This window comes from Streptomyces sp. H27-H1 (assembly GCF_026627445.1).
Lineage (GTDB): Bacteria > Actinomycetota > Actinomycetes > Streptomycetales > Streptomycetaceae > Streptomyces.
In genome coordinates this window covers 131,675-151,660 of the sequence record NZ_JAPNLJ010000008.1, presented here as the reverse complement: position 1 = coordinate 151,660, position 19,986 = coordinate 131,675, and the positions used below count along the sequence as shown (strand labels likewise).

Sequence of the window (19,986 nt, the reverse complement as noted above, 5' to 3'; positions counted from 1 at the left end):
GCCGGGAGGGCTTCCATCCGTCGTGCCAACCTCGGTCTCGTGCTGCGCCTGCTACGTGACGCCGGGCCGCGTTCACGTGCCAGGATCGCCGACGACGCGGGGCTGCCGAGGCCCACGGTCACCGGCCTGGTCACCGAGCTCATCGAACTCGGCCTGGTGCGGGAGGGGGACGCCGAGCGGGACGGTTCGGTGGGCCGCCCCGGCCAGAGCGTCCGGATCGACGGCCGCTCGCTGTGCGGGATCGGTCTGGAGGTCAACGTCGACTACCTGGCCGCCGTCGCCCTCACCCTGGGCGGGGACACCGTCTTCGAGCGCCGGATCGCCATGGACGTCCGCGGCGCCGGACCCGAGGCCGTTCTCGACTGCGCCGCCGGGCTGGTCCGCGAGGCCCTGGCCACCCTGGACGCTGCCGGGATCGCCACGGCCGGAGTCACGGTCGCGGCCCCCGGAGTCGTCGACATCACTGCGGGCACCGTCGTCTACGCCGCGAACATCGGCTGGCACGACGTGGACGCGGTCAGCGGGATCCGCGCCCGTCTGGGGCGCGGGGCTCCCCCGGTGCGCCTGGAGAACGACGCCAAACTCGGCGCGGTGGCCGAGTACCTGGAGGCCTCCGCGGCCGGTATCCACGACCTCATCTACGTCACCGGCGAGACGGGCGTGGGCGGCGGCATCATCAGCGGCGGCCGGCTCCACCGCGGAGCGGCCGGATTCGCCGGGGAGATCGGCCACATGCCCCTCGATCCCGGCGGCGCGCTCTGCGCCTGTGGGCGCCGGGGCTGCTGGGAGACCATGGTCGGACTCACGGCCCTGCTGCGGCACGCCGCCGCCCCCGAGGATCCCGTACACGACCCCTCCCTGGACCTGGAGGCACGGCTTACGGACCTGCAGGCCCGGGCGGCCGCCGGGGACGCGAGAACGCTGGAGGCCCTGGACCGGGTCGCCGACGCCCTCGGCCTCGGGCTGGCGCTGCTGGCAGACGTCCTGAACCCGCGCGCGGTGGTGCTCGGCGGCTACTTCACCTACTTCGGCGACCGGTTGGCCCCGCGGGTGGAGCGGCTGATGGCCGAACGGGTGATGGCGCCGGACACGGGCGGCTGCCGCCTGCTGCTGTCCACCCTCGGTTTCTCCGCTCCGGCGCGGGGCGGCGCCCTGCTCGCCCTCGACCCGGTGTACGAGGATCCGGCGCAGACGGTGTCGGCGGCCACGGGGGTCTGAGGCCGGGGCCGGATTCGGGGTCGAGGCCGTCTACGGTGCCCTGAGCCGGGCGCCCCGGCCCTGGCCCCGCCACCGTCCGGGCCGCCCGAGGCACCCTGGTACCCGGTGACGGCCATGACGGGTCCGATTCCGTCCCGCAGGCCGGTCTCGTCGTTCTGCGCCACGTCCCTGCCGTCGGCGACCCGGAGAGCGAAGTGGGGCAGTGGGTGCCCGGTGAAGCCGTCGGAGTCGGGCGCCGACCCGCCGGGAGACGTGGATGCGCCGCGCGCATGGGTTTCCACGTCGATCTCGAGCCCGGCCGGGTAGGCCAGTACCTGCCGGGCGAGCACTGCGACACCACTCGACCGGCCGATCGCCACCGGTCCCGCGACGTCTCCGCCGGTCATCGGCGGTGGCGCCTGCCACTCAGGCAGCCCGCCGGTACGTCGACCACTGTCCGGCTCCTCAACCGTGCCCGGAGCGCAGCCGGTTGGGACCTCACCGATGTGGCCGCACCAGGAGGTCGCCGCACCAATCTCTCCGGCCGCGTCTTGCGGATCAACCCTGGCCCGGCCCCGGAAGGGTGCGACAGTGGGAGCCATGTGCGGCCGATACGCCTCCTCCCGGGCACCGAAAGACCTCGCGGGCCTCTTCGACGCCCAGCTCGACCCCGACCGGGCCCTCGGGCCCTCGTGGAACGTGGCGCCCACCGACGAGGTGTGGGCGGTGCTGGAGCGCGCCGACCGGGACACCGGGGAGCTCGGCCGGCAGCTGCGTCCGGTGCGATGGGGTCTGGTGCCGTCGTGGGCCAAGGACCCGGCCGTGGGATCCCGGATGATCAACGCGCGGGTGGAGACCGTCCATGAGAAGCCGGCCTACCGGCGGGCCCTGGCCAAACGCCGCTGCCTGCTGCCCGCGGACGGCTTCTACGAGTGGGAGGCCGTACCCGCCACCGGCACGGCCAAGGCCTACAAGCAGCCCTACTTCATCCGCCCCGAGACCGGCTCCGTCATGGCCATGGCCGGGCTGTACGAGTTCTGGCGCGACCCCGCCGTCACCGACCGGGACGACCCGGACGCCTGGCTCACCACCGCCACGATCATCACCACCGAGGCCACCGACGCGGCCGGCCGCATCCACCCCCGGATGCCGCTCGCCCTCGACCCCGGCGACTACGAGGCCTGGCTCGACCCCGCCCACGAGGACACGACGGACCTCCGCGCCCTGCTCCACACCCCCGCCGGCGGGCGGCTCACGGCGACCGCGGTCTCCACCGCCGTCAACAGCGTCCGCAACAACGGCCCCCACCTCCTCGACCCCAGCGGCTGAGAACACCGGAGCCCCGCGTCCGCTCGGAAATTCGTACGAGTCCGGTCGCTGATTTCGGGGTTTCCGACGGGTTCGGCGGGACGATCCGCCATTCGGTGCCCGCCGCGCGTCGGCCGCTGCGATGCTTCCGCCGGTATCACCGGGCCGTCGACCTTCCAACGGGCCTCGGGATACCGGCGAACGCACGGCACCGCCGTACGAAGCGGCGCTCCGGTTCGTCGTACGGGAGCGTCCGGCCGCGGCTTCCCAGGAGTATTCGCCTCCGGCCGCCGCCGGGCGGAGGCGAGAGGGGGAGACTTCGATGTCTTCGACTGCTGTGTTGCACGGGCCGGGTACCCGGTGGCGTCACCGGCTGCTGGCGGTGGCCGCGTCCGCGACGCTGACCGCGGGCGGCCTGACGGCTCTGGCGCCCCCGGCGTCGGCGGAGGGCGTGTGCGCCGAACCGGTCCTGGCGGGTGCCACCACCACGATCACCTGCTCGGCGGGTGGCTCCGGAAGCGTCACGGTGCCCGAGGGCGTCACCGGCGGTGTGGTGACCCTGGACGGCGCCGGGGGCGGAAACGCCGGGGACGGTACCGCGGGCGGCAAGGGCGCCCACCTCGTCGCGACCGTCGCCGCCACGCCGGGGCAGACGTTGAACGTGGTCGTCGGCCGACGCGGTGCCAACGGTGTCGCGAACGTGCAGTTCGGCGTGCCGGGATTCGGCGGCGCCCTGGTCGCGGTGACCACCGCCGCCAACGTGCCGCTGCTGACCGCCGGTTCGGGCGGCGGGGCGGGCGGAGCCGGCATCGGCTCCCCCGCGTACCGGGGAGCGGCCGGCGGTGACAGCGGCCGGGCGGGCGCCGACGGCAACGGCATGGTCCCCGACGCGCAGGGCGGTACGGGCGGAGGCCCGGGCACCGGCACGGCCGGCGGGGCCGCGGGGACCGGAGGGCCCGGCGCTGACAACGAGGGCCCGAACGGCTCTCCCGGCGCCTACCCGAACGGCTCCGGCGGCGCCGCCGCCCAGGGCGTGTTCAACCCGACGGGCGCCGGCGGACGCGGCGGAGCCGGGTACGGCGGCGGAGGCCGGGGCGGGGCGGGCGGCAGATACGGCGCCACCGGTGGTGGCGGAGGAGGCGGTGGCGGAGGATCCAGCCTGGTCTCCGGAACGGTTCCCGGCTCACCGGTCACCCTGACCGAAGGGGCCAACGCCGGGGACGGCCGGATCGTCTTCGCCTTCACCCTCACTCCCACGGTCACGGCCGTCGGCCCGGACACCGGGCCCGCGGGAGGCGGTACGGCGGTGACGGTCACCGGAACCAACCTGACGGGCGCCGCCCTCGACTTCGGGCAGGACAACCAGGCGACCGGCGTCACCTGCACCGCGACCTCCTGCACCGCCACCGCACCGGCCGGGACCGGAACCGTGGACGTACGGGCCACCACCCCCGGCGGCACCAGCGATCCGTCCCCCTCCGGCCGGTACACCTACGTCCCCTTGCCCGTGGTGACCTCGCTCAGCCCGTCCACCGGCACCACGGACGGCGGTACGGCCGTCACCGTCAACGGCACCGGCCTGCAGGGCGCCACCGCGCTCACCTTCGGCCCCGGCAACCCGGCCGCCAGCCTCTCCTGCACCCCCACCGCCTGCACCGCCACCGCGCCGGCCCACGCCGCGGGCCCGGTGGACGTCCAGGTCACCACGCCCGGCGGCACCAGCGCCGTGGCCGGCGCGGGCCGGTACACCTACCAGCTCCCGCCCGCCGACATCGACGTGGACCTGACCGCGCAGCCGAACCTGAGCCTGCTCGTCCCCTACCTCTCCTACAGCTTGACCGCCCGCAACACCGGCCCCGGTACGGTCACTTCGGCCACGCTCACCGCGACCCTGCCGCCGGGCGCGTCCGCCACCGCCCTGTCCCCGGGATGCACGGCCATCGGGTCCACCGTGACCTGCGCCTACGGGACCATCGCCGTCGGCGCCGCCTCCACCAAGACGTTCCGGGTACCGCTGGGCCTGCTCTCGCTGGGGCGCGTCTCGGTCTCCGCCACCCGTACGGTGTCCGCGCCGACCGACCCCAACCCGCTCAACGACGGCGCGACCGCCAGTTGCACGGTCGTCTCCATCCTCCTGGTCACCTGCCCCTGACCCGGCACCGCCGTCCGCCGCCAACGGGGACGCCGAACGCCGTACGCACCTGATCGCCGCCGGCCCGCCCCGTCAGGAGGCGGGCCGGCGGTGCGCCCACGCGAAAGCCCTCCGGCTGGAGGGGCCCCACCACCGTCGTGGGGTCGCGGGAGGAACCCGGTCGACAGACGGCTGCCCGAATCACTGAAGTGGCCCGCAATGCCCGCCGACCGGAGCGGGCCGGCCACAGGAGCTGTTCTTGGCAAGCGAAACGACCACAGAAACCGGGGCGACCGGGACGAGCGGGCCGACCGGGGCAGTGCTGGACGAGGTCAGTCCGGTCATCGACGGGCCTCTGGTCAGACGCCTGGTCGACGCGCAGTTCCCTCCGTGGACGGGGCTGCCCCTACGCCTCCTCGACCCGGCTGGGACCGGCCTCCGGTCTGGTTCCACGGGGACTTCCACACCGGCAACCTCCTCACCGTCCACGGCCGCCTCAGCGCGGTCATCGACTCCGGCGGGCTCGGGATCGGCGACCCTGCCTGCGACCTGACCATTGCCTTCACCCTGCTGTCGGCCTCCGGCCGGGCAGTCTTCCGCAGCGCACTCGGCGTGGACGACGCCACATGGGCCCGCGGTCGCGGCTGGGCCTTGGCCACTGCCCTGGGCGCCTACACCTGGCACCCCGCCGTCGACCCCGTCCTCGCGGCGCAGACCACCCGCCAGATCACCGAGGCGCTCATCGGCTGAGCCGACCCGGCACCTGTCCCGACAACTGGCCCAGAGGACTGATGGGTTGACATGCCTCCCTTCCTCAGTCCACCCTTTCACTACTTGCCTAGTGAAAGGGTGCTGTTGTCGTGCTGGAATACCGCATCGACCGGCGCAGCGGCATCGCCACGTACATGCAGATCGTCCAGCAAACCAAACAGGCTCTGCGCCTGGGGCTGTTGGAGCCGGGCGACAAGCTGCCGACCGCGCGCGAGGTCGTCGAGGCCACCGCCATCAACCCGAACACCGTCCTCAAGGCCTACCGGGAACTGGAGCGCGAAGGGCTCGTCGAGGCGAAGCGGGGGCTCGGCACCTTCATCCGGAAGTCCTTGGGCGGCACACCGGCAGAATCCCCGCTGCGCGCCGAACTCGCCGACTGGGCGCGGCGGGCCCGGGAGGACGGGATGGAACGGGACGACGCGGTCGCACTCTTCTCGGCCGTAATGGAAGAGCACTTCAAGGGGGACGAAAACGAATGACGCACACCGTGATCGAGGCGGAGGGCCTCGGCCTGCGCTACGGACGCCGGGGAACCTGGGCGCTGCGCGACTGCTCCTTCCGGCTGCCCGAGGGCCGGATCTCTGCACTCGTAGGGCCCAACGGGGCGGGAAAATCGAGCCTGTTGGCCCTCGCGGCGGGGCTCATGTCCCCGACAGAGGGCACCTTGCGCACGGCGCCGCGCGAGCAGTTGGCGTTCGTGGGCCAGGACAAGCCGCTCTACCCGCAGCTCACCGTCGGCGAGACCCTGCGGTCGGGCCTCGAGCTCAACCCCGGGCGCTGGGACTCGAAGACGGCGGAGCGCATCGTGGAGGCGGGCGGACTCGACCCGCGCGCGAAGATCCGTACGCTCTCGGGCGGGCAGCGCACCCGGGTCGCCCTGGCCCTGGCCCTCGGCAAGCGCCCCGGCCTGCTCCTGCTGGACGAGCCGATGGCCGACCTCGACCCGCTCGCCCGGCACCAGCTCATGGGCACGCTCATGGCCGACGCCGCCGAGAACGGCACCTCCGTGCTGATGTCCTCGCACATCCTCACCGAGCTCGAGGGTTCCTGCGACCACCTCCTGCTCGTCGACCGCGGCCGGATCCGCCTCTCCGGCCCGATCGACGAGGTCGGCGCGGCCCATCTGCTGCTCACCGGCCCCGCCGCCGCCCACGGCGAACTCTCCGCGCACACCGTCGTCGAGGCCCGCACGACGGGCCGTCAGCTCACGGCGCTCGTACGCCCACGGGGCCCCGTGGACAGCCTCACCTGGCAGACGTCCCATCCGTCCCTGGAGGAACTCTTGCTCGCCCATCTGCGCGCGCCCGACGCACCGCCGTTCGACGCGGACGCGGACGCGGAGACCACCGAGGCGGTGCGGACATGAGCGCGCTGACGTTGAAGGGCCCCTACTGGGTCACGGTCCGCCAGCACCGCCGCGTGCTGTGGGCGGTGCCCGCCCTCTTGGCCGTGGGCCTCGTCGTGATGGTCGCGCTCTCCGTGTGGAGCGCGTACCCGACCTACGACGAGATGCACCGGCCGGTCATGACCCCCGGATACGACCTGCTCCGGGGATTCATGCAGTCCGCGACCAAGAGCCTGGTGTTCTTCCCGGCGCTGGTGGGTGCATTCGTCGCCGGCCCGTTGGTCGCTCGCGAGCTGGAGAGCGGGACCTGGCGGCTCGCCCTCACCCAGTCGACGACGGCGAAGGGCTGGCTCGGCGCGAAGGTCGCGGTGGCGGCCACGGTCGCCGTCCTCGCTTCGCTCGCCCTCGTCGGCATCTACCGTCTGGGCTGGCTCCGGGTTTCCGACACGTACGGGCTGCGCTGGGGCGACCTCGGTGCGTATGAGAGCAGTGGGACGGTGCTCGTCGCCTACTGCCTGCTCGGCGTGGCCCTCGGCGCCCTCATCGGACAGCTGGTCCGGCGGACCCTGGTCGCCATGGCGGTCACCGGGGTCCTCACGGGTCTGGTGCTGCTGATCCTCCGCGCGCTGCGGTGGTCGTTCCTTTCCGTGGAGACCGTCACCAGGTCCTTCCCCGGCGATCCGGAGTCATTGCTGCCGCCCTCAGCCCTGCGGATGGACGCCGGGCTCCTCACCACCACGGGTGAGCGCCTGTCCCAGTACTTCTGCATTCCGCAGGCGCGGGCCACGGGAGCCTGCCGCCCCGACGCGGACGTCGCCTCCCTGTACGCCGACTTCCACCCGGCCTCGCACTACTGGCCGACCCAGCTCATCGAGACCTCGATCCTCCTGGCCGCGGCTGCCGCCGTCCTCTGTGCCGCCTTCCGACTGGTGCACAAACGGCACCCGTGAGCGCGACCCCGCCGGGCAGGGCGACCCGGCCGGGTCAGGACTCAGGTCCTGCTCCGGCCGGGCCGTCGGCACCCCCGGTCAAGACCATCGCCGCTGTTCACAACCGTTCTACGGCTGTCCAATGGAAAGAGGTCCGCGAGCCAGGAGGACGTCGTGTCCGTCGTGTCCGAAGAGAAGAGGGGTTTCTGCACCCTCTGCAAGTCGCGCTGCGGCGCGATCTTCACCATCGAGGACGGCCGACTCACCGGCGTGCGCCCGGACCCCGACCATCCGACCGGCACGGCGATGTGCCCCAAGGGCCGCGCTGCCCCCGAGATCGCGCACAGCACGCGGCGGCTGACCACCCCGCTGCGCCGGACCAACCCCAAATCGGACCCGGACCCGGGCTGGGTGCCCATTTCCTGGGACGAGGCGATGGAAGAGATCGCCGAGGAGATCGGGGCGATCGCCGCGGAGAGCGGTCCCGAGTCGGTGGCCTTCGCCGTGGCCACGCCTTCGGGGACCATGGTGTCGGACGCCACCGAGTGGATCGAGCGGTTCGTACGGCGCTTCGGCAGCCCGAACACGGTGTACAGCGCGGAGATCTGCAACTGGCACAAGGACTTCGCGCACGCCTTCACCTTCGGCTCGCCGATCCCGCCGCCCGACTACGCGAACGCCGACCTGGCCCTGCTGTGGGGCTTCAACCCGGCCAAGACCTGGCTCGCCCAGTCCGCCGCCCTCTCCGCCGCCCAGGCGGCCGGCACGAAGCTCGCGGTCGTGGACCCGCGCCGCTCCACGAGCGCGCTGCGGGCCGACCACTGGCTGCGGGTGCGGCCCGGCACCGACGCCGCGCTCGCCCTCGGGCTGGCCCACCTGCTCATCGCCGACGAGGGCTACGACGCGGCCTTCGTCCGCGCCTGGACCAACGCCCCTCTCCTGGTCCGCGCCGACACCGGGCGGTTCCTGCGCGCGCGGGAGCTCCCCGGCGCGTACGAGGGCGTGGGCGCTTCGGGCTTCGCCGTCTTCGACGAGGAGACCGGCCGGGCCGAGGTTTACGACACCGCCCGCGCCGCCGTGCGCCCCGAGCGTTTCGCGCTGCACGGCACCCAGGCAGTCACCCTCCATGACGGATCGGTGATCGACTGCGTGCCCGCCTTCGAGCGGTACGCCGCCGCCTGTGCGGACTGGCCGCCGGACCGGGTGGCCGCCACCACGTGGATCCCCGAGCGGGAGGTCCGTGCACTCGCCGCGGAGATCGCAGCCGCTCCCGCGGTCACCTACTACGGGTGGACCGGAGTGGGGCAGAGTGCGAACGCCGCGCAGACCGAACGGGCACTGGCCACTCTCTACGCGCTGACCGGTTCCTACGACACCCGGGGCGGCAACCACGTCGTACCCGCCCCGCCCTACAACCCGGCGACCTCCCTGGCGCAGTTCGCTCCCGAACAGCGCGCCAAGGCCCTCGGCCTCGACAAGCACCCGCTGGGCCCGCCCGCCTCCGGCTACATCAACTCCGGCGACCTGTGCACCGCCATCGAGACGGGCCGCCCGTACCCCGTCCGCGCCCTGATCGGCTTCGGGTCCAACCTGGTCGTCTCCCAGCCCGACTCCGACCGCACCGCGCGGGCGCTGGGAGCGCTCGACTTCCAGGTCCACCTCGACCTCTTCCACAACCCGACCAGCACCAGCGCCGACCTCGTCCTGCCGGTCAACAGCGCCTACGAGCACGAAGCCCTGCGCTTCGGCTTCGAGGTCGGCCACCGGGCCCAGGAGCAGGTCCAGCTCCGGCCCCGGATGGTCGAGCCGCAGGGCGATTCGCGCAGCGACACCGAGTTCGTCTTCGATCTCGCCTGCCGCCTGGGCATGGGGGCGGAGTTCTTCGACGGGGACATCGAGGCCGCCTGGAACTGGCAGCTCGAACCCCTGGGCCTGACCGTCGAAGAGCTGCGCGGCCGGCCGGGTGGCGTCCGGGTGCCCCGCGAGGAGCGCTACCGCAAGTACGCCGCCCTTGTAGCGGGCGACGGCGACGCGGTGGCCGGCTTCGCCACGCCCACCCGGCGCGTCGAGCTGTACTCCGAGCGGCTGCTGGAGCACGGATACCCCGCCGTGCCCGAGCACCACGACCCCGCGCCCACGAACGCCGCATACCCGCTCGTGCTGACCTGCGCCAAGCACGGGTACTTCGTCCACAGCCAGCAGCGGTCACTGACCACGCTGCGCCGCCGGGCCACCGACCCCTCGGTGGACCTGCACCCCCGGACCGCCGCCGCCCACGGCATCGGCGAAGGCCAGTGGGTGGAGCTCGCCACGCGCCTCGGCTCGATCCGGCTGCGCGCCCGCTTCGACGAATCGCTGCACCCCTCCGTCGTCGTCGGCGAGTACGGCTGGTGGCAGGACGCCATCGACCTCGCCCTCCCCGGCGCCGACCCGGCCAGCCAGTCGGGCAGCAACTTCAACCGGCTGGTCGACCACACCGATACCGACCCGCTCAGCGGCTCCGCACCCCTGCGGTCCGCGGCCTGCCGGATCAGCCCCGTACCCGGCGACGGCGCCTGGACCGGAACCCGCCCCTTCACCGTCACCGCTGTCACCGAGGTGAGCCCCGGCATCCGGGGCCTGCGGCTCGTCCCGCAGGACGGCGGAGCCCTGCCGGACTACCGGCCCGGCCAGCACCTGACGGTGCGCGCCGAGCACCCGGACGGCAGCGTCCAGGACCCGTCGGACGGCCGCAGCTACTCCCTGACCGGCCCGGCCCTCGCGGCCGGCCGCACCGACTACCGGCTCGCCGTGCGCCACATCCCCGGCGGAGCCTTCTCCACCCGGGTCCACGAGGAACTCCGGGTCGGCGACCGGCTCCACCTGGCGAGCCCGGGAGGCGTGTTCGCGATACCCACGCACACGGACAACCCCGTCGTGCTCCTCGCCGGCGGCATCGGCATCACCCCGTTCCTGAGCTACCTCGAAACGCTCGCGGCCACCGGCGGCACCGTCCCCGAGGTCGTCCTGCACTACGGAAACAACAACTCGGCCGACCATCCCTTCCGGGACCGGCTGCGCGAACTGGCCGCCCGCATACCGGCGCTGACGGTCGTCGACCACTACGCCGCCCCCGGTACGGGTGACGTACCGGGCCGCGACTACGACCGCGCCGGGTTCATCACGGTCGACGACATCGACCCCGGACTCCTCGGCCGCCGCGCCCGCTTCTACATGTGCGGTCCGCAGCCCATGCTCGACGCCCTCACCGGCGCACTGACCGCGCGCGGAGTCCCGCGCTTCGAGGTGTTCAGCGAGAAGTTCCGCCCGGCCCGGCAGGAGGTGACCGTTCCCGACGACGCCGAGTACACCGTCACCTTCGCGCGGTCCGGACGCAGCGCCACCTGGCGCAAGAACGACGGCCCGCTCCTCGCCCTCGGCGAAGCGGCCGGGGTCGCCATGCCGAGCGGCTGCCGGGTCGGGCAGTGCGAGAGCTGCGCCTGCACCGTGCTGGGGGGCACGGCGGCCCACCTCGTGACCCCCTCGGAGGACCTGCCCGACACCGACGTCCTCACCTGCCAGTCGCTGCCGACCTCGGACCTGGTCCTCGACCTGTAGGCCCGCCGGTCCCCGTCAGGAGAGGTTCTCCTCCTTCTCCTCCAGCCCTTCCAGGCTGTCCATGAAGGAGCTGACGGAGAACACCGCGCGCCCCGGGCCGGCCGGGCCGTAGCCGGGCGGGGAGCTCAGACCGAACTCCTCGAGCGTCGCCCGGTAGGTCTCCAGAAGCCGGACGTGGTACTCGAGGGGTGCGCCCAGCGGATTGGCCTTGCCCAGCGGGGTCGTCGGCTCCGGGCACCAGGTGGTGAAACGCGGAACGACTCCGTGCGACATGAAGAACCGCAGGCCCTCCTGGGTCGAGGCGATCGCCTCGCTCACCTTGGTGAACCCGAAGGGCTCGGCCATCTCGATGCCCGCCACGAAGTTCGGAATCACGTTGCGCGGGCCGAACACCTCGGTGGATTCCAGGATCCTGCGGTGCCATTCGGCACGGCCGACGTAGCGCTCCTTGCCCGGGCAGTGGAGCTGGAACAGCCGCTCGTCCCACACCTCGAAGTTGGGGTGGTAGATCTTGATGCCGTAGTCGTGGAAGCGCTGCACGGCGTCGCGGGGCAGGGCCTGGGCGACGACCTTGCCGGTCCAGCGGCCGGGGAACCGCTCCTCGATGGCCTTCGCGTACTGCCCGTAGAAGTCGGCCTCGTCTCGGCCGCCGACCTGGGAGGTGATCGAGCCTCCCGTGAGGGTGTAGGCCCGGGAGATCCCCGCCGTGTCGTACCGGTCGATGATCTCCAGCGCCTCGAGCACCTCCTCGACCGGCTTCACACCGGTGTAGGGGCGGCCGGCCGCCTTGTGCTGGCGCCAGTTGTGGTTGATGTCGCAGAACTGGCATTCCTCCTTGGCGCCGAAGTACTGGCACACCCGGAAGACCGTCAGATAGATGAGGTAGCCCCACTGGATGGTCGGCGCGACCTCCATCACCGACTTGCCGTTCGACAGCGTGTGCCGGTAGTACTCCGGCATCGGAGGCAGGCCCACGTCCGCGATCCGTACGCCGTCCAGGTACAGGCCGAGCGCGCCGTCCTCACCACCCCGCACCACGTACGGGGAGTCCGGGTTCACCCGTACCGAGACCACGGTGCGGCGCAGGTCGTAGGAGCCGCCGGTGAGCACGATCTCCTCGGGCGGCCGGTTCAGAGCGGCGGCTCCGAGCTCCGGGAGGGTGCGGTGGTCGAAGGAGAAGATGAAGTAGGACTTCGGCTTGACGTCGCCCGAACCCCCGTCGGCGGTCCCGCTGAGCGCGGACTCGTCGAAGGCCATGCCGCCCCGCAGGAGGTCTTCCTTGATCACGGCTTCCCTGGGCACGTGCGGGAAGCGCCCCATCAGGTCCTCGATCAGCGCGGTACGGCTCGGATTCTCCATCTGCGACTCCATTCCAGACTCCTGCCGGGCGCTCGACAGCCCGCCCCCTTTGGCGTTCCGCGCGGCTCAGCACTGATCTCACTCTAATGAGGGCGGGCCGGCCCCGGCGCAGCGCCTCCTCGGGGAGTCGGCCGGCGCTATGGGGAGGGATGGGCGCCGTGGGTGTGGCCGGCCGGCGCGTCCACGGTCCCGCCGAGGCGGGCCCGGGCCGTGGTCAGGGCGTCCGCCGAGGGCGCCGTGATGATCCAGCGTTCTCCGACGAGGTAGGTGCCGCCGTACTGCCGGGACTCCGACAGCCATGCGGAGCGACCCTCCGCCGTGCTGAAGGTGGCCAGCCGGAAGGCCTGCGCGCCCACCGCGCAGGCCCCCTCCCGCAGCTCCTGCGCGTCGACGGTCACCTCGGGGCTGCAGCCCAGGGCGGCCGCGATCCGGTCCAGCGGTTCGGGGGCGGGGGGCGGCGGGGAGGCCGCACTGCCTGCGCCCTCGCATCCCGCGCAGCCCGCGAGCAGGAGGGCGGCGAGCAGGGCGACGGCGCGACGCGGCCGGCGACGGGCCCCGGCTACGGGACCGGTTGCTGCCCGGGGCTTCCCCTCTTGCGTGTCCGGCACGGCCGGTCAGCCCGCCGCCGGGATCTTCTTGCCTGCTGGGTTCACGGCGAACCAGAGGCCCTGGGCGCCGTGGCCGTTGGTCTGACCCGGTGCGGTGTCTCCGGTGAAGAGGTAGACCGGCCAGCAGTCGATCGTCAATTGGCGGGTGCCGTCGGGTCGTTCCACGGAGCCGACCAGCCCGGCGGGAATTCCGGCGGCCTTCTGGCCTTCCGCGGGTGCGGCAGGTTTCCAGGTGTTGAGGCAGTCCTCCAGGCAGCCGAATTCCATCGGCCAGGCGCTGTCCTTGTCGAATCGGTAGAGGGTGTTTCCGCGGGCGTCCACCATGAGTTTTCCGAGTTTCGCGTCGTACACGGCGGAGAGCGGCGCGGACAACTTTCCGCTTTCCGTTTCTCCTTCCTCCGCCTGTCCGTCGTCTCCCTTCTTTCCGTCCGCCGCCCTGCCCCCGTCCGCCGCCAGCGCGTGCCAGGTGCCGCCGACGCCCTCGCCCTTCGCCTCACCGGTCCGGGTGTCCTTCGCGTAGCGGTACACGGGCCACCCCGCGAGCGTGAGCTGGCGGGTGCCGTCGGGCCGGTCGACAGAGCCGAGCAGCCCCTCGTCGATGCCTGCCGGTACCTGGGCCCCGTCCGCCGGCACCGCGGGCCAGAGGTCGGCGCAGGCGTCCTCGCAGGTCGAGCGGGGCGGCTGGGCGCTGTCCTTGTCGAACCGGTAGAGCGCTGCTCCGGCCGCGTCCGTGACCACACCGCCGACCTCGGGGACCTGCCGGACCGACAGTCGGCCGGCCGGGTCCAGGTCCCCGGCCGCGGAGTCCGGGCCCGAGCCCTCCTCGGCGTCCGTATCCGACCCCGCGCCGTAGCCCTCACCGTCCCCGGACCCGTGGCCCGCCGCCTGCTGCGCTCCGGCCGCCCCGAGGGTCACCGTACGGGCGCCGCCTTCGCCGCTGCCGCATCCCGACGCGAGCAGAAGTACCGTCAGCACCGACCCTGCGGCGGCCGTGGTCGCCCGGCTCCTGTTGCCCATGGTTCTCTCCTTCGGATTCCGTCCGGCGCGCCTTCGGTTTCCCTCCGGCGTGCTTCCGTCGGGATATTCATAAGGTCTGCGGGGTCCGGCGTATTCGATCGTGCGGGAATTTGTCAGATCACGCCAAAGCATGAACTCATGCCTGGATGCGGAGTGCGAGTGCGGGGCAACGGCGCACCGCGCGCAGTGCTTTCGGCCGCAGCGGGCCGGGGACCGGCATGACTCCTTGTGCCGGATAGCCGTCCTCGTCGAGCCGCACCACATCGGGCAGCAGGTCCACGCACAGGCCGTGGCCCTTGCACAGCGTCCAGTCCACGACGAGCCGTTCGGGGCTCTCGTCCTCGGGCAGCGGCAGGGCTCCCAGCACCCGGCGGCCGCAACCGCTGCCGAGCGCGTGGCCGCGAAACTCCTCGGGGAAGGCGGTGAGCGCGGAGGCCACGAACGAGGACGTGCCGTCCGGGTGGGAGCAGGCTCCCCGGCCGCGTACTCCCCGCATCCGGGCCTGCACCGCGTCGAGGGCCGCCCCGCCCCCGCCGGCCACGAGCCGCTCCACGGCGTCGGCGAGCGAGGGCAGGCCCCGTACGCACGGACCGCACTGGCCCGCCGACTCCCCCGCCAGCCAGCGGGTGACCCGGGCCACCTCACCGGCCGGGCAGGTGTCCTCGGGCAGCGGCAGCACCGCGCCTGCGCCCAGTACCGCGCCGTACGCGGCCAGGGACTTCCTGGACAGCAGGGCCTCGCGCGCCGCCTCCGGACCCAGCCAGCGGCCGTGGAACCCTCCGATGAGCACACCCTGCCCGGGCACCGTGCCGCACAGGTCCAGTACGTATTCCAGGGACGTGCCCAGGGGTACCTCGACGACCGTCGTGCCGGCGACGGTGAGCAGGGTCGTACCGGGTTCGTCGGGCAGACCTGCCGTGCCGTACGCGGGGGCGCCGAGCCGGGCGGCGACGGCGAGCTGTGCGTACGTCTCGGCGTTGGACAGCAGGGTGGGCAGGCCGCCGAGGCCCCGTTCGCTGGTCCGCGTCCGGTGTCCGGAGGGCACGGCGGGCCCGCCGTCCAGGCCGTTCACCAGGGCGCTTCCCTCGCCCGTGACGAAGCGTTCGGGGAGGCGGACGACGCGGACGCGCCGCCCGGACGGGCCCCGTTCGGCGACGGCCTCGGTGAGCGAGCGCTCCACGTCGGGCCGGGTGACGCCGACGACCACGTCCTCGGCGCCGAGTGCGGCTGCGGCCACCAGGGCGCCGTCGAGTACGAGGTGCGGTACGTAGAGGAGCAGGGCGGCGTCCTTCAGGCAACTCGGCTCGCCCTCGGTGCCGTTGACGACCACGGCGCACCGTCCGTCCTGTCCCCTCGCGGACCGGATGACGGCCCGGAGTTTGCGGGCGAACGGGAAGCCCGCTCCCCCGCGCCCGCCCAGGGCGATGCCTTCGGCCAGTTCGATCAGCTCCTCGGCGGGGTAGCGGGGCAGCGCCCCGTGCACGCTCAGATGGCCGGCCCGGTCCAGCCGTTCGACTGAGTCGAGTCCGGCCAGCAGCCGGGGTCCTCCCACGCAGCCGAGGGCGGGCCGGGTCGCCGGGCCGTTCACCGTCCGCTCCCTACGCCGTCGAGCGGCCCGGCGGACGGCTCCGCGGCCCGCTCCGCAGGACCGGGGAACACCATGGGGCCCGGCTGCCGGGTCAGGCGCGCGGTCAGCAGCTCCGCCGCCCACTCCGCAGGCCTGCGCACGAAGGGGGCAGGCCTGTGCGGCGGCGCCTGACCCGGCAGCCGGGGCGGTACGGCCGGCGCGTGCGCCGGGGCGGGGGGCGGCGGCGCGGCCGGCGCCCCGGGCGGCCGCGCGGGGCCCGCGCGCAGCTGCGTACCGGGTCTCGTACGCGGTTGCGCGGCGGCGAGCGTACGGAGCTTCGCGCGCAGCCGCAGTGCCAGCAGGCCCGCGACTCCGAGGAGGCACAGGGCGTACCCGGTCGTCACCCAACCGCTGGCGGGCCGACCGGACTTGAGCCCGTGAACGAGCGAGGCCCCCCAGGCGGGGTACGCGCCCATGTGCAGGGCCCGCCACCACAGCGACCGGCCTCGCGTGGCGAAGGCGCCGCGGACGGCCCCGGAGACGGCCACGGCGACGAACACGTAGCCGGCCAGGCTGCCGAGGCCGATGAGCAGGGGCCGTTGGCCGTCGGTGAAGGGCAGGACCACGGCGGCGACGTCGGTCCGGGACCGCCCGACCTTGATCCACACGTGCAGGGCGAGGAAGCCGAGTCCGGCGACGGCGAGGCCGCGGTGCACGGCTTGGGCGACGAGCCGGTGCCCGGAGGCGAGCAGTCTGCGGTCGGTGGCCGCCAGGCCCCACAGGACGGCTCCGGTGAGCGAGACCAGAGAGAGGACGCCGGCCGCGTAGTCGAGGAAGTCCCACAGACGGGTCAGTGCGCCGGCGCGGGCCGCCACGAGCAGGGCGGCGGCCGCCGCCAGGGCCGCGGCGGCCAGGGCCGCGGGGTGCGGCCCCCCGGCGGCGGACAGCAACGGCGGGCGCCGCATCGCCCGCCGGCCGGGGGCGGCCGGCGCCGCCGGTGTGGACGCCGCCGGGGACGAGGGTGCGAATGCCGCCCCGGCGTGGCGCCGGGTACGGCCTCTCCTACGGCGGTCCCGGTGCGAGCGTCCGGGCATGCGGGGCTGGGGCGATGGCATGTTGTCTCCCATACGGCCGGGCCCGAGCACTTCCACCTCGCGCTCGGCGCCCCGGGGTCGACGTCGTAACCACTCCTCGGCGGGCGGGAGATGGGCGCCTGGCCCACCGGGCCGGCCGGGAGCGGGGGCCGGAGTGCAGAAGCATCGTGGAGGTATGCAAGCCCTCCACGGGATTTATCGAAACGTGATAATTTCTGGCCCTCGCACAGCCATCGCATCGAACATCCCCGGAAGATTCCCTTCCAGTGGTGCGGTTGCGACGGGGTCCACGCCTGATCCGCCGCCGTACCTCCCCGACGGCGATCGAGCCGATGCCGCGGGACTGCGGGCCTGCCACCGTCCCACGGGGCAGGCCATACCCCGGCTTGAACGAGGTAACAATGTGCGAACTTCTGAACCGCATCTGGTCCCGCCCCCGCGGCGAGTGGACCCGCGTCCTGCGCAAGGAACTGCCCACGTTGGCAGCGGGGATGGTGGAAGAACTACGGGAGACCGTGCCCGGATTCTCGGCGCTCGTCGAGGACATCGGCGACGAGGTGGTCAGACGGAAGCTGGAGGGGGCCCTGCTCACCGGCCTCGGCTACCGCGAGGGCGCCGGCGGCGCCGGGTGCGCGGGGACCGACGGCCCTGAGGGCCCCGACGGAACCCGTGCGGCCCGCGGAGCTCATGGAGCTCACCGAGCCCACGGACAGGAACCGCCGGGCCTCCCCGCGCAGACCCGGTCCGGCCCCGGCCCCGCCCCGACCCCCACGGCCACCACCGCCGCGGACCTCGAGGCCGAGCACGCCCGGCCGCACCCGCACTCACACCCCCACACGGCCTTCCGGGACGGGGAGTTGCCACCTCTCCAAGCTGTGCCCCTACAGCGTTTGGGCTCGGTCCGCGACCATGCCCGGCGCGAGCTCTTCGCCCTGCTCACAGGTGACGCCCCGCACCGTGAACCGGCACTCGCCGAACTGGCCGGCCCGGCCGGATGGCCGCTCCCCGTAGCCGTACGGGCGGTCGCCCTGGCCTCGCCGGGCGAGACCCAGCAGCTCGCGGCCCTCCTCGACGACTGCCTCGGCGGAATGGTCGCGGGCCAGCCGTGCCTGCTCGTGCCCACCGCCGACCCGGAGGACCGTGCCGCCCTGGACGGAGTCCTGCGCGGCCGCCTCGCCGTGGTCGGCCACCCCGTGGCCCCCGGTGACACCGCTTCCTCCCTGCGCTGGGCGGTACGCCTGCTCGCGCTGGTCCCGGCGCAGGCCCGGTCCGGGTCGGACGCCCGGACCGTCTTCGTGGACGACCACCTCTCCACGCTGCTGCTGCTCCAGGACGAGCCGCTGGCCCACGCACTCGCCGCACGCTGGCTGCGGCCGCTGGCGGACCTGACCCCGCGCCAGAGCGAGCGGCTCGAAGTGACCCTGCTCGCCTGGCTGGAGGGCGGCGGAGCACCCGAGGCGGCCAAGGCGCTGAGCGTGCACCCGCAGACGGTCCGCTACCGGATGCGCCAGCTGGAGAAGCTCTTCGGGCCGGGCCTGCGGGATCCGCGCACCCGCTTCGAACTGGAACTGGCGCTGCGCAGCCGCCGGTTGATGGCCCAGGTACGGCTGCGGCCGGTCCGAAGCAGCCGCCGGGCGCGCCTGGTGAGCGACGAGTTCCGCCCCTTCGCCGGTCAACGGCAGGTGCGTCCGCCGTTGACGCAGCGGACGGCCTTGGCCATCAGCTCGTCCGGCATCACGTTGATGAAGTCACCGTGGTCGGTCACCGGCTTGTGGAGCTGCTCGGGGAAGCTGTCCACCGCGAAGCGCGCTCCGGGGGGTGTCGCGTAGACGATCCGCTGCACCAGTTGCGGGACCGCCTTGAATCCCGCCGGGCAGGAGCCGTTGCGGCCTGCGAAGGCCACGTGGGTGCGGTGGTTGGCGCTGTCGGTGTTCTTTCCGTCCCAGCAGCTCTGGAAATTGAACGTCCGGACCACGTCGGTGCCCTTGGGGCAGATCGGGTACTTGTCCTTCAGCTGCCGGTTCTCGAATCCGGTGCAGCTCCACGAGGCGTTGGCGTTGGCCGGGCCGTTGGTGAAGGCCTTCGCGTCGCCCGTGATGATCCGCAGGAAGCGGGGCATGGCGGTGACGCGGGAGACGGGGCTTCCCTTGAACTCGATGCTCACCTGCTTCGGTCGCAGGATCGTGCCCACGTTGGCGTCCTGGCCGCCGCCGGGCGCTCCCGCGTCCTGCTCCGCCTTGCCGTCGCGCAGCCTCAGCACCGGCCAGTAGTAGGTGGACAGGTCGCCGTTCGAGCAGGTGGTCCCGGAGGCGGCGAGGCTGTTGTTGGTGGAGAAGGCGTCCGTGGTCTTGTTCCCGACGTAATCGTGCATGTGGTGGGCGCCGTTGCTCACGCCGGGGGCGACGATCACGTTGTCGGGGTTGAGGTGGCGTTCTTCGTTCCGGCCGCATTCCACGGCGAGGGAGCCCTTGGAGCCGCCGGGCTTGGCCGCGGGACGCCGGACGTTGGGCTTCACCGAGCCGATGGGGACGAAGTCGGCGCGGCCCGGGCCTCCCTTCGGGGCGCCGGCCCGGGCGGGTTCTGCGTCTGCGGCCGGCGCCTCCTGCATCGCGCAGGCGCTCAGCTCCGCCAGCCCGTCGGGGCGGGCGGCGGTCCGCCCGATCGCCTCGGAGACCCGGCCGATCGACGTGGAGCGCCGGTCCTTCAGCTCCCCGAGGAGTGCGTCCGCCGGAGCCCGGCCGGTGGCGAGCCGCTGGTAGGCCTCTGCGATCTGGGTGTCGAGGGTGGCGAGTTCCCGGTCCACTTCGCCGCGCGCCTGGTCGGGGACTTCGCGCAGCCGCTCACCCACATCGGGGCAGTCGATGGTGGCCGTCACGGGCGCCGAGCGCGCCGGGCTCTGTCCCGCGGAGGCGACCTGGTCCGCGATCACGACCCCGCCGCCGCCCAGGACCAGTGCGGACGCGGCGGCGAGCGCCTTGTAGAGGGGACGCGTCCTGCGTTTGTGCCCTGCCTTGTCCTGGCGGGCCGGGCCTTCCGTGGAGTCGTTGTCACTCATGTGATCAC

13 protein-coding genes and 2 pseudogenes are annotated in these 19,986 nt (G+C 73.3%); 9 read left to right on the top strand and 6 right to left on the bottom strand.

What is annotated here, in order from left to right:
• Window positions 1-39 precede the first annotated feature (39 nt).
• From OTB20_RS11325 to OTB20_RS11290, 8 genes and pseudogenes are all read left to right on the top strand, one after another.
• Window positions 40-1,218, top strand: a complete 1,179-nt coding sequence (locus OTB20_RS11325) for an ROK family transcriptional regulator (RefSeq protein ID WP_267816926.1) — start codon at window positions 40-42, stop codon at window positions 1,216-1,218.
• A 579-nt stretch (window positions 1,219-1,797) separates the two neighbouring features.
• The gene (locus tag OTB20_RS11320; RefSeq protein ID WP_267816924.1) at window positions 1,798-2,526 is read left to right on the top strand and encodes an SOS response-associated peptidase; all 729 of its coding nucleotides are present in this window, start codon (window positions 1,798-1,800) and stop codon (window positions 2,524-2,526) included.
• A 301-nt stretch (window positions 2,527-2,827) separates the two neighbouring features.
• Window positions 2,828-4,657: an IPT/TIG domain-containing protein gene (locus tag OTB20_RS11315; protein ID WP_267816922.1), complete on the top strand. Its 1,830-nt coding sequence runs from the start codon at window positions 2,828-2,830 to the stop codon at window positions 4,655-4,657.
• A 399-nt stretch (window positions 4,658-5,056) separates the two neighbouring features.
• A pseudogene (locus OTB20_RS42405) lies at window positions 5,057-5,386 on the top strand (phosphotransferase); the annotation flags it as partial.
• Between the two features lie 110 nt (window positions 5,387-5,496).
• On the top strand, window positions 5,497-5,886 hold the full coding sequence (locus OTB20_RS11305) for a GntR family transcriptional regulator (RefSeq protein ID WP_267816919.1): 390 nt from the start codon (window positions 5,497-5,499) through the stop codon (window positions 5,884-5,886).
• A complete protein-coding gene (locus OTB20_RS11300; protein ID WP_267816918.1) occupies window positions 5,883-6,773 on the top strand; it encodes an ABC transporter ATP-binding protein in 891 nt (296 codons plus the stop codon). Before OTB20_RS11305 ends, OTB20_RS11300 begins: the two co-directional genes overlap by 4 nt.
• Complete coding sequence (locus tag OTB20_RS11295) at window positions 6,770-7,702, top strand: ABC transporter permease (RefSeq protein WP_267816917.1); 933 nt, start codon at window positions 6,770-6,772, stop codon at window positions 7,700-7,702. Before OTB20_RS11300 ends, OTB20_RS11295 begins: the two co-directional genes overlap by 4 nt.
• 153 nt (window positions 7,703-7,855) lie before the next feature.
• Entirely contained in the window at window positions 7,856-11,278 is a 3,423-nt protein-coding gene (locus tag OTB20_RS11290; protein ID WP_267816915.1) for a molybdopterin-dependent oxidoreductase, read from the top strand.
• Between the two features lie 15 nt (window positions 11,279-11,293).
• Here OTB20_RS11290 and OTB20_RS11285 read toward each other — a convergent pair whose 3' ends face one another.
• The 5 genes from OTB20_RS11285 to OTB20_RS11265 all read right to left on the bottom strand — a co-directional run bounded on the left by OTB20_RS11285 (window position 11,294) and on the right by OTB20_RS11265 (window position 16,944).
• A complete protein-coding gene (locus OTB20_RS11285; RefSeq protein WP_267817125.1) occupies window positions 11,294-12,637 on the bottom strand; it encodes a radical SAM protein in 1,344 nt (447 codons plus the stop codon).
• Between the two features lie 137 nt (window positions 12,638-12,774).
• Window positions 12,775-13,245 (bottom strand): hypothetical protein, encoded by a 471-nt coding sequence (locus OTB20_RS11280; RefSeq protein WP_267816913.1) that lies wholly within the window; start codon window positions 13,243-13,245, stop codon window positions 12,775-12,777.
• 6 nt (window positions 13,246-13,251) lie between these two features.
• On the bottom strand, window positions 13,252-14,262 hold the full coding sequence (locus OTB20_RS11275; protein ID WP_267816911.1) for an SCO0930 family lipoprotein: 1,011 nt from the start codon (window positions 14,260-14,262) through the stop codon (window positions 13,252-13,254).
• Between the two features lie 136 nt (window positions 14,263-14,398).
• Entirely contained in the window at window positions 14,399-15,850 is a 1,452-nt protein-coding gene (locus tag OTB20_RS11270; protein WP_267816909.1) for an NADH-quinone oxidoreductase subunit NuoF family protein, read from the bottom strand.
• On the bottom strand, window positions 15,847-16,944 hold the full coding sequence (locus OTB20_RS11265) for a hypothetical protein (RefSeq protein WP_267816907.1): 1,098 nt from the start codon (window positions 16,942-16,944) through the stop codon (window positions 15,847-15,849). Before OTB20_RS11265 ends, OTB20_RS11270 begins: the two co-directional genes overlap by 4 nt.
• A 311-nt stretch (window positions 16,945-17,255) precedes the next feature.
• Between OTB20_RS11265 and OTB20_RS11260 the strand changes: the two are divergent.
• Window positions 17,256-18,491, top strand: a pseudogene (locus OTB20_RS11260) (PucR family transcriptional regulator); the annotation flags it as partial.
• Between the two features lie 104 nt (window positions 18,492-18,595).
• On the opposite strand, the gene OTB20_RS11255 reads toward OTB20_RS11260, so the two are convergent.
• A complete protein-coding gene (locus tag OTB20_RS11255; protein WP_267816905.1) occupies window positions 18,596-19,978 on the bottom strand; it encodes a DUF1996 domain-containing protein in 1,383 nt (460 codons plus the stop codon).
• Window positions 19,979-19,986: the final 8 nt, after the last annotated feature.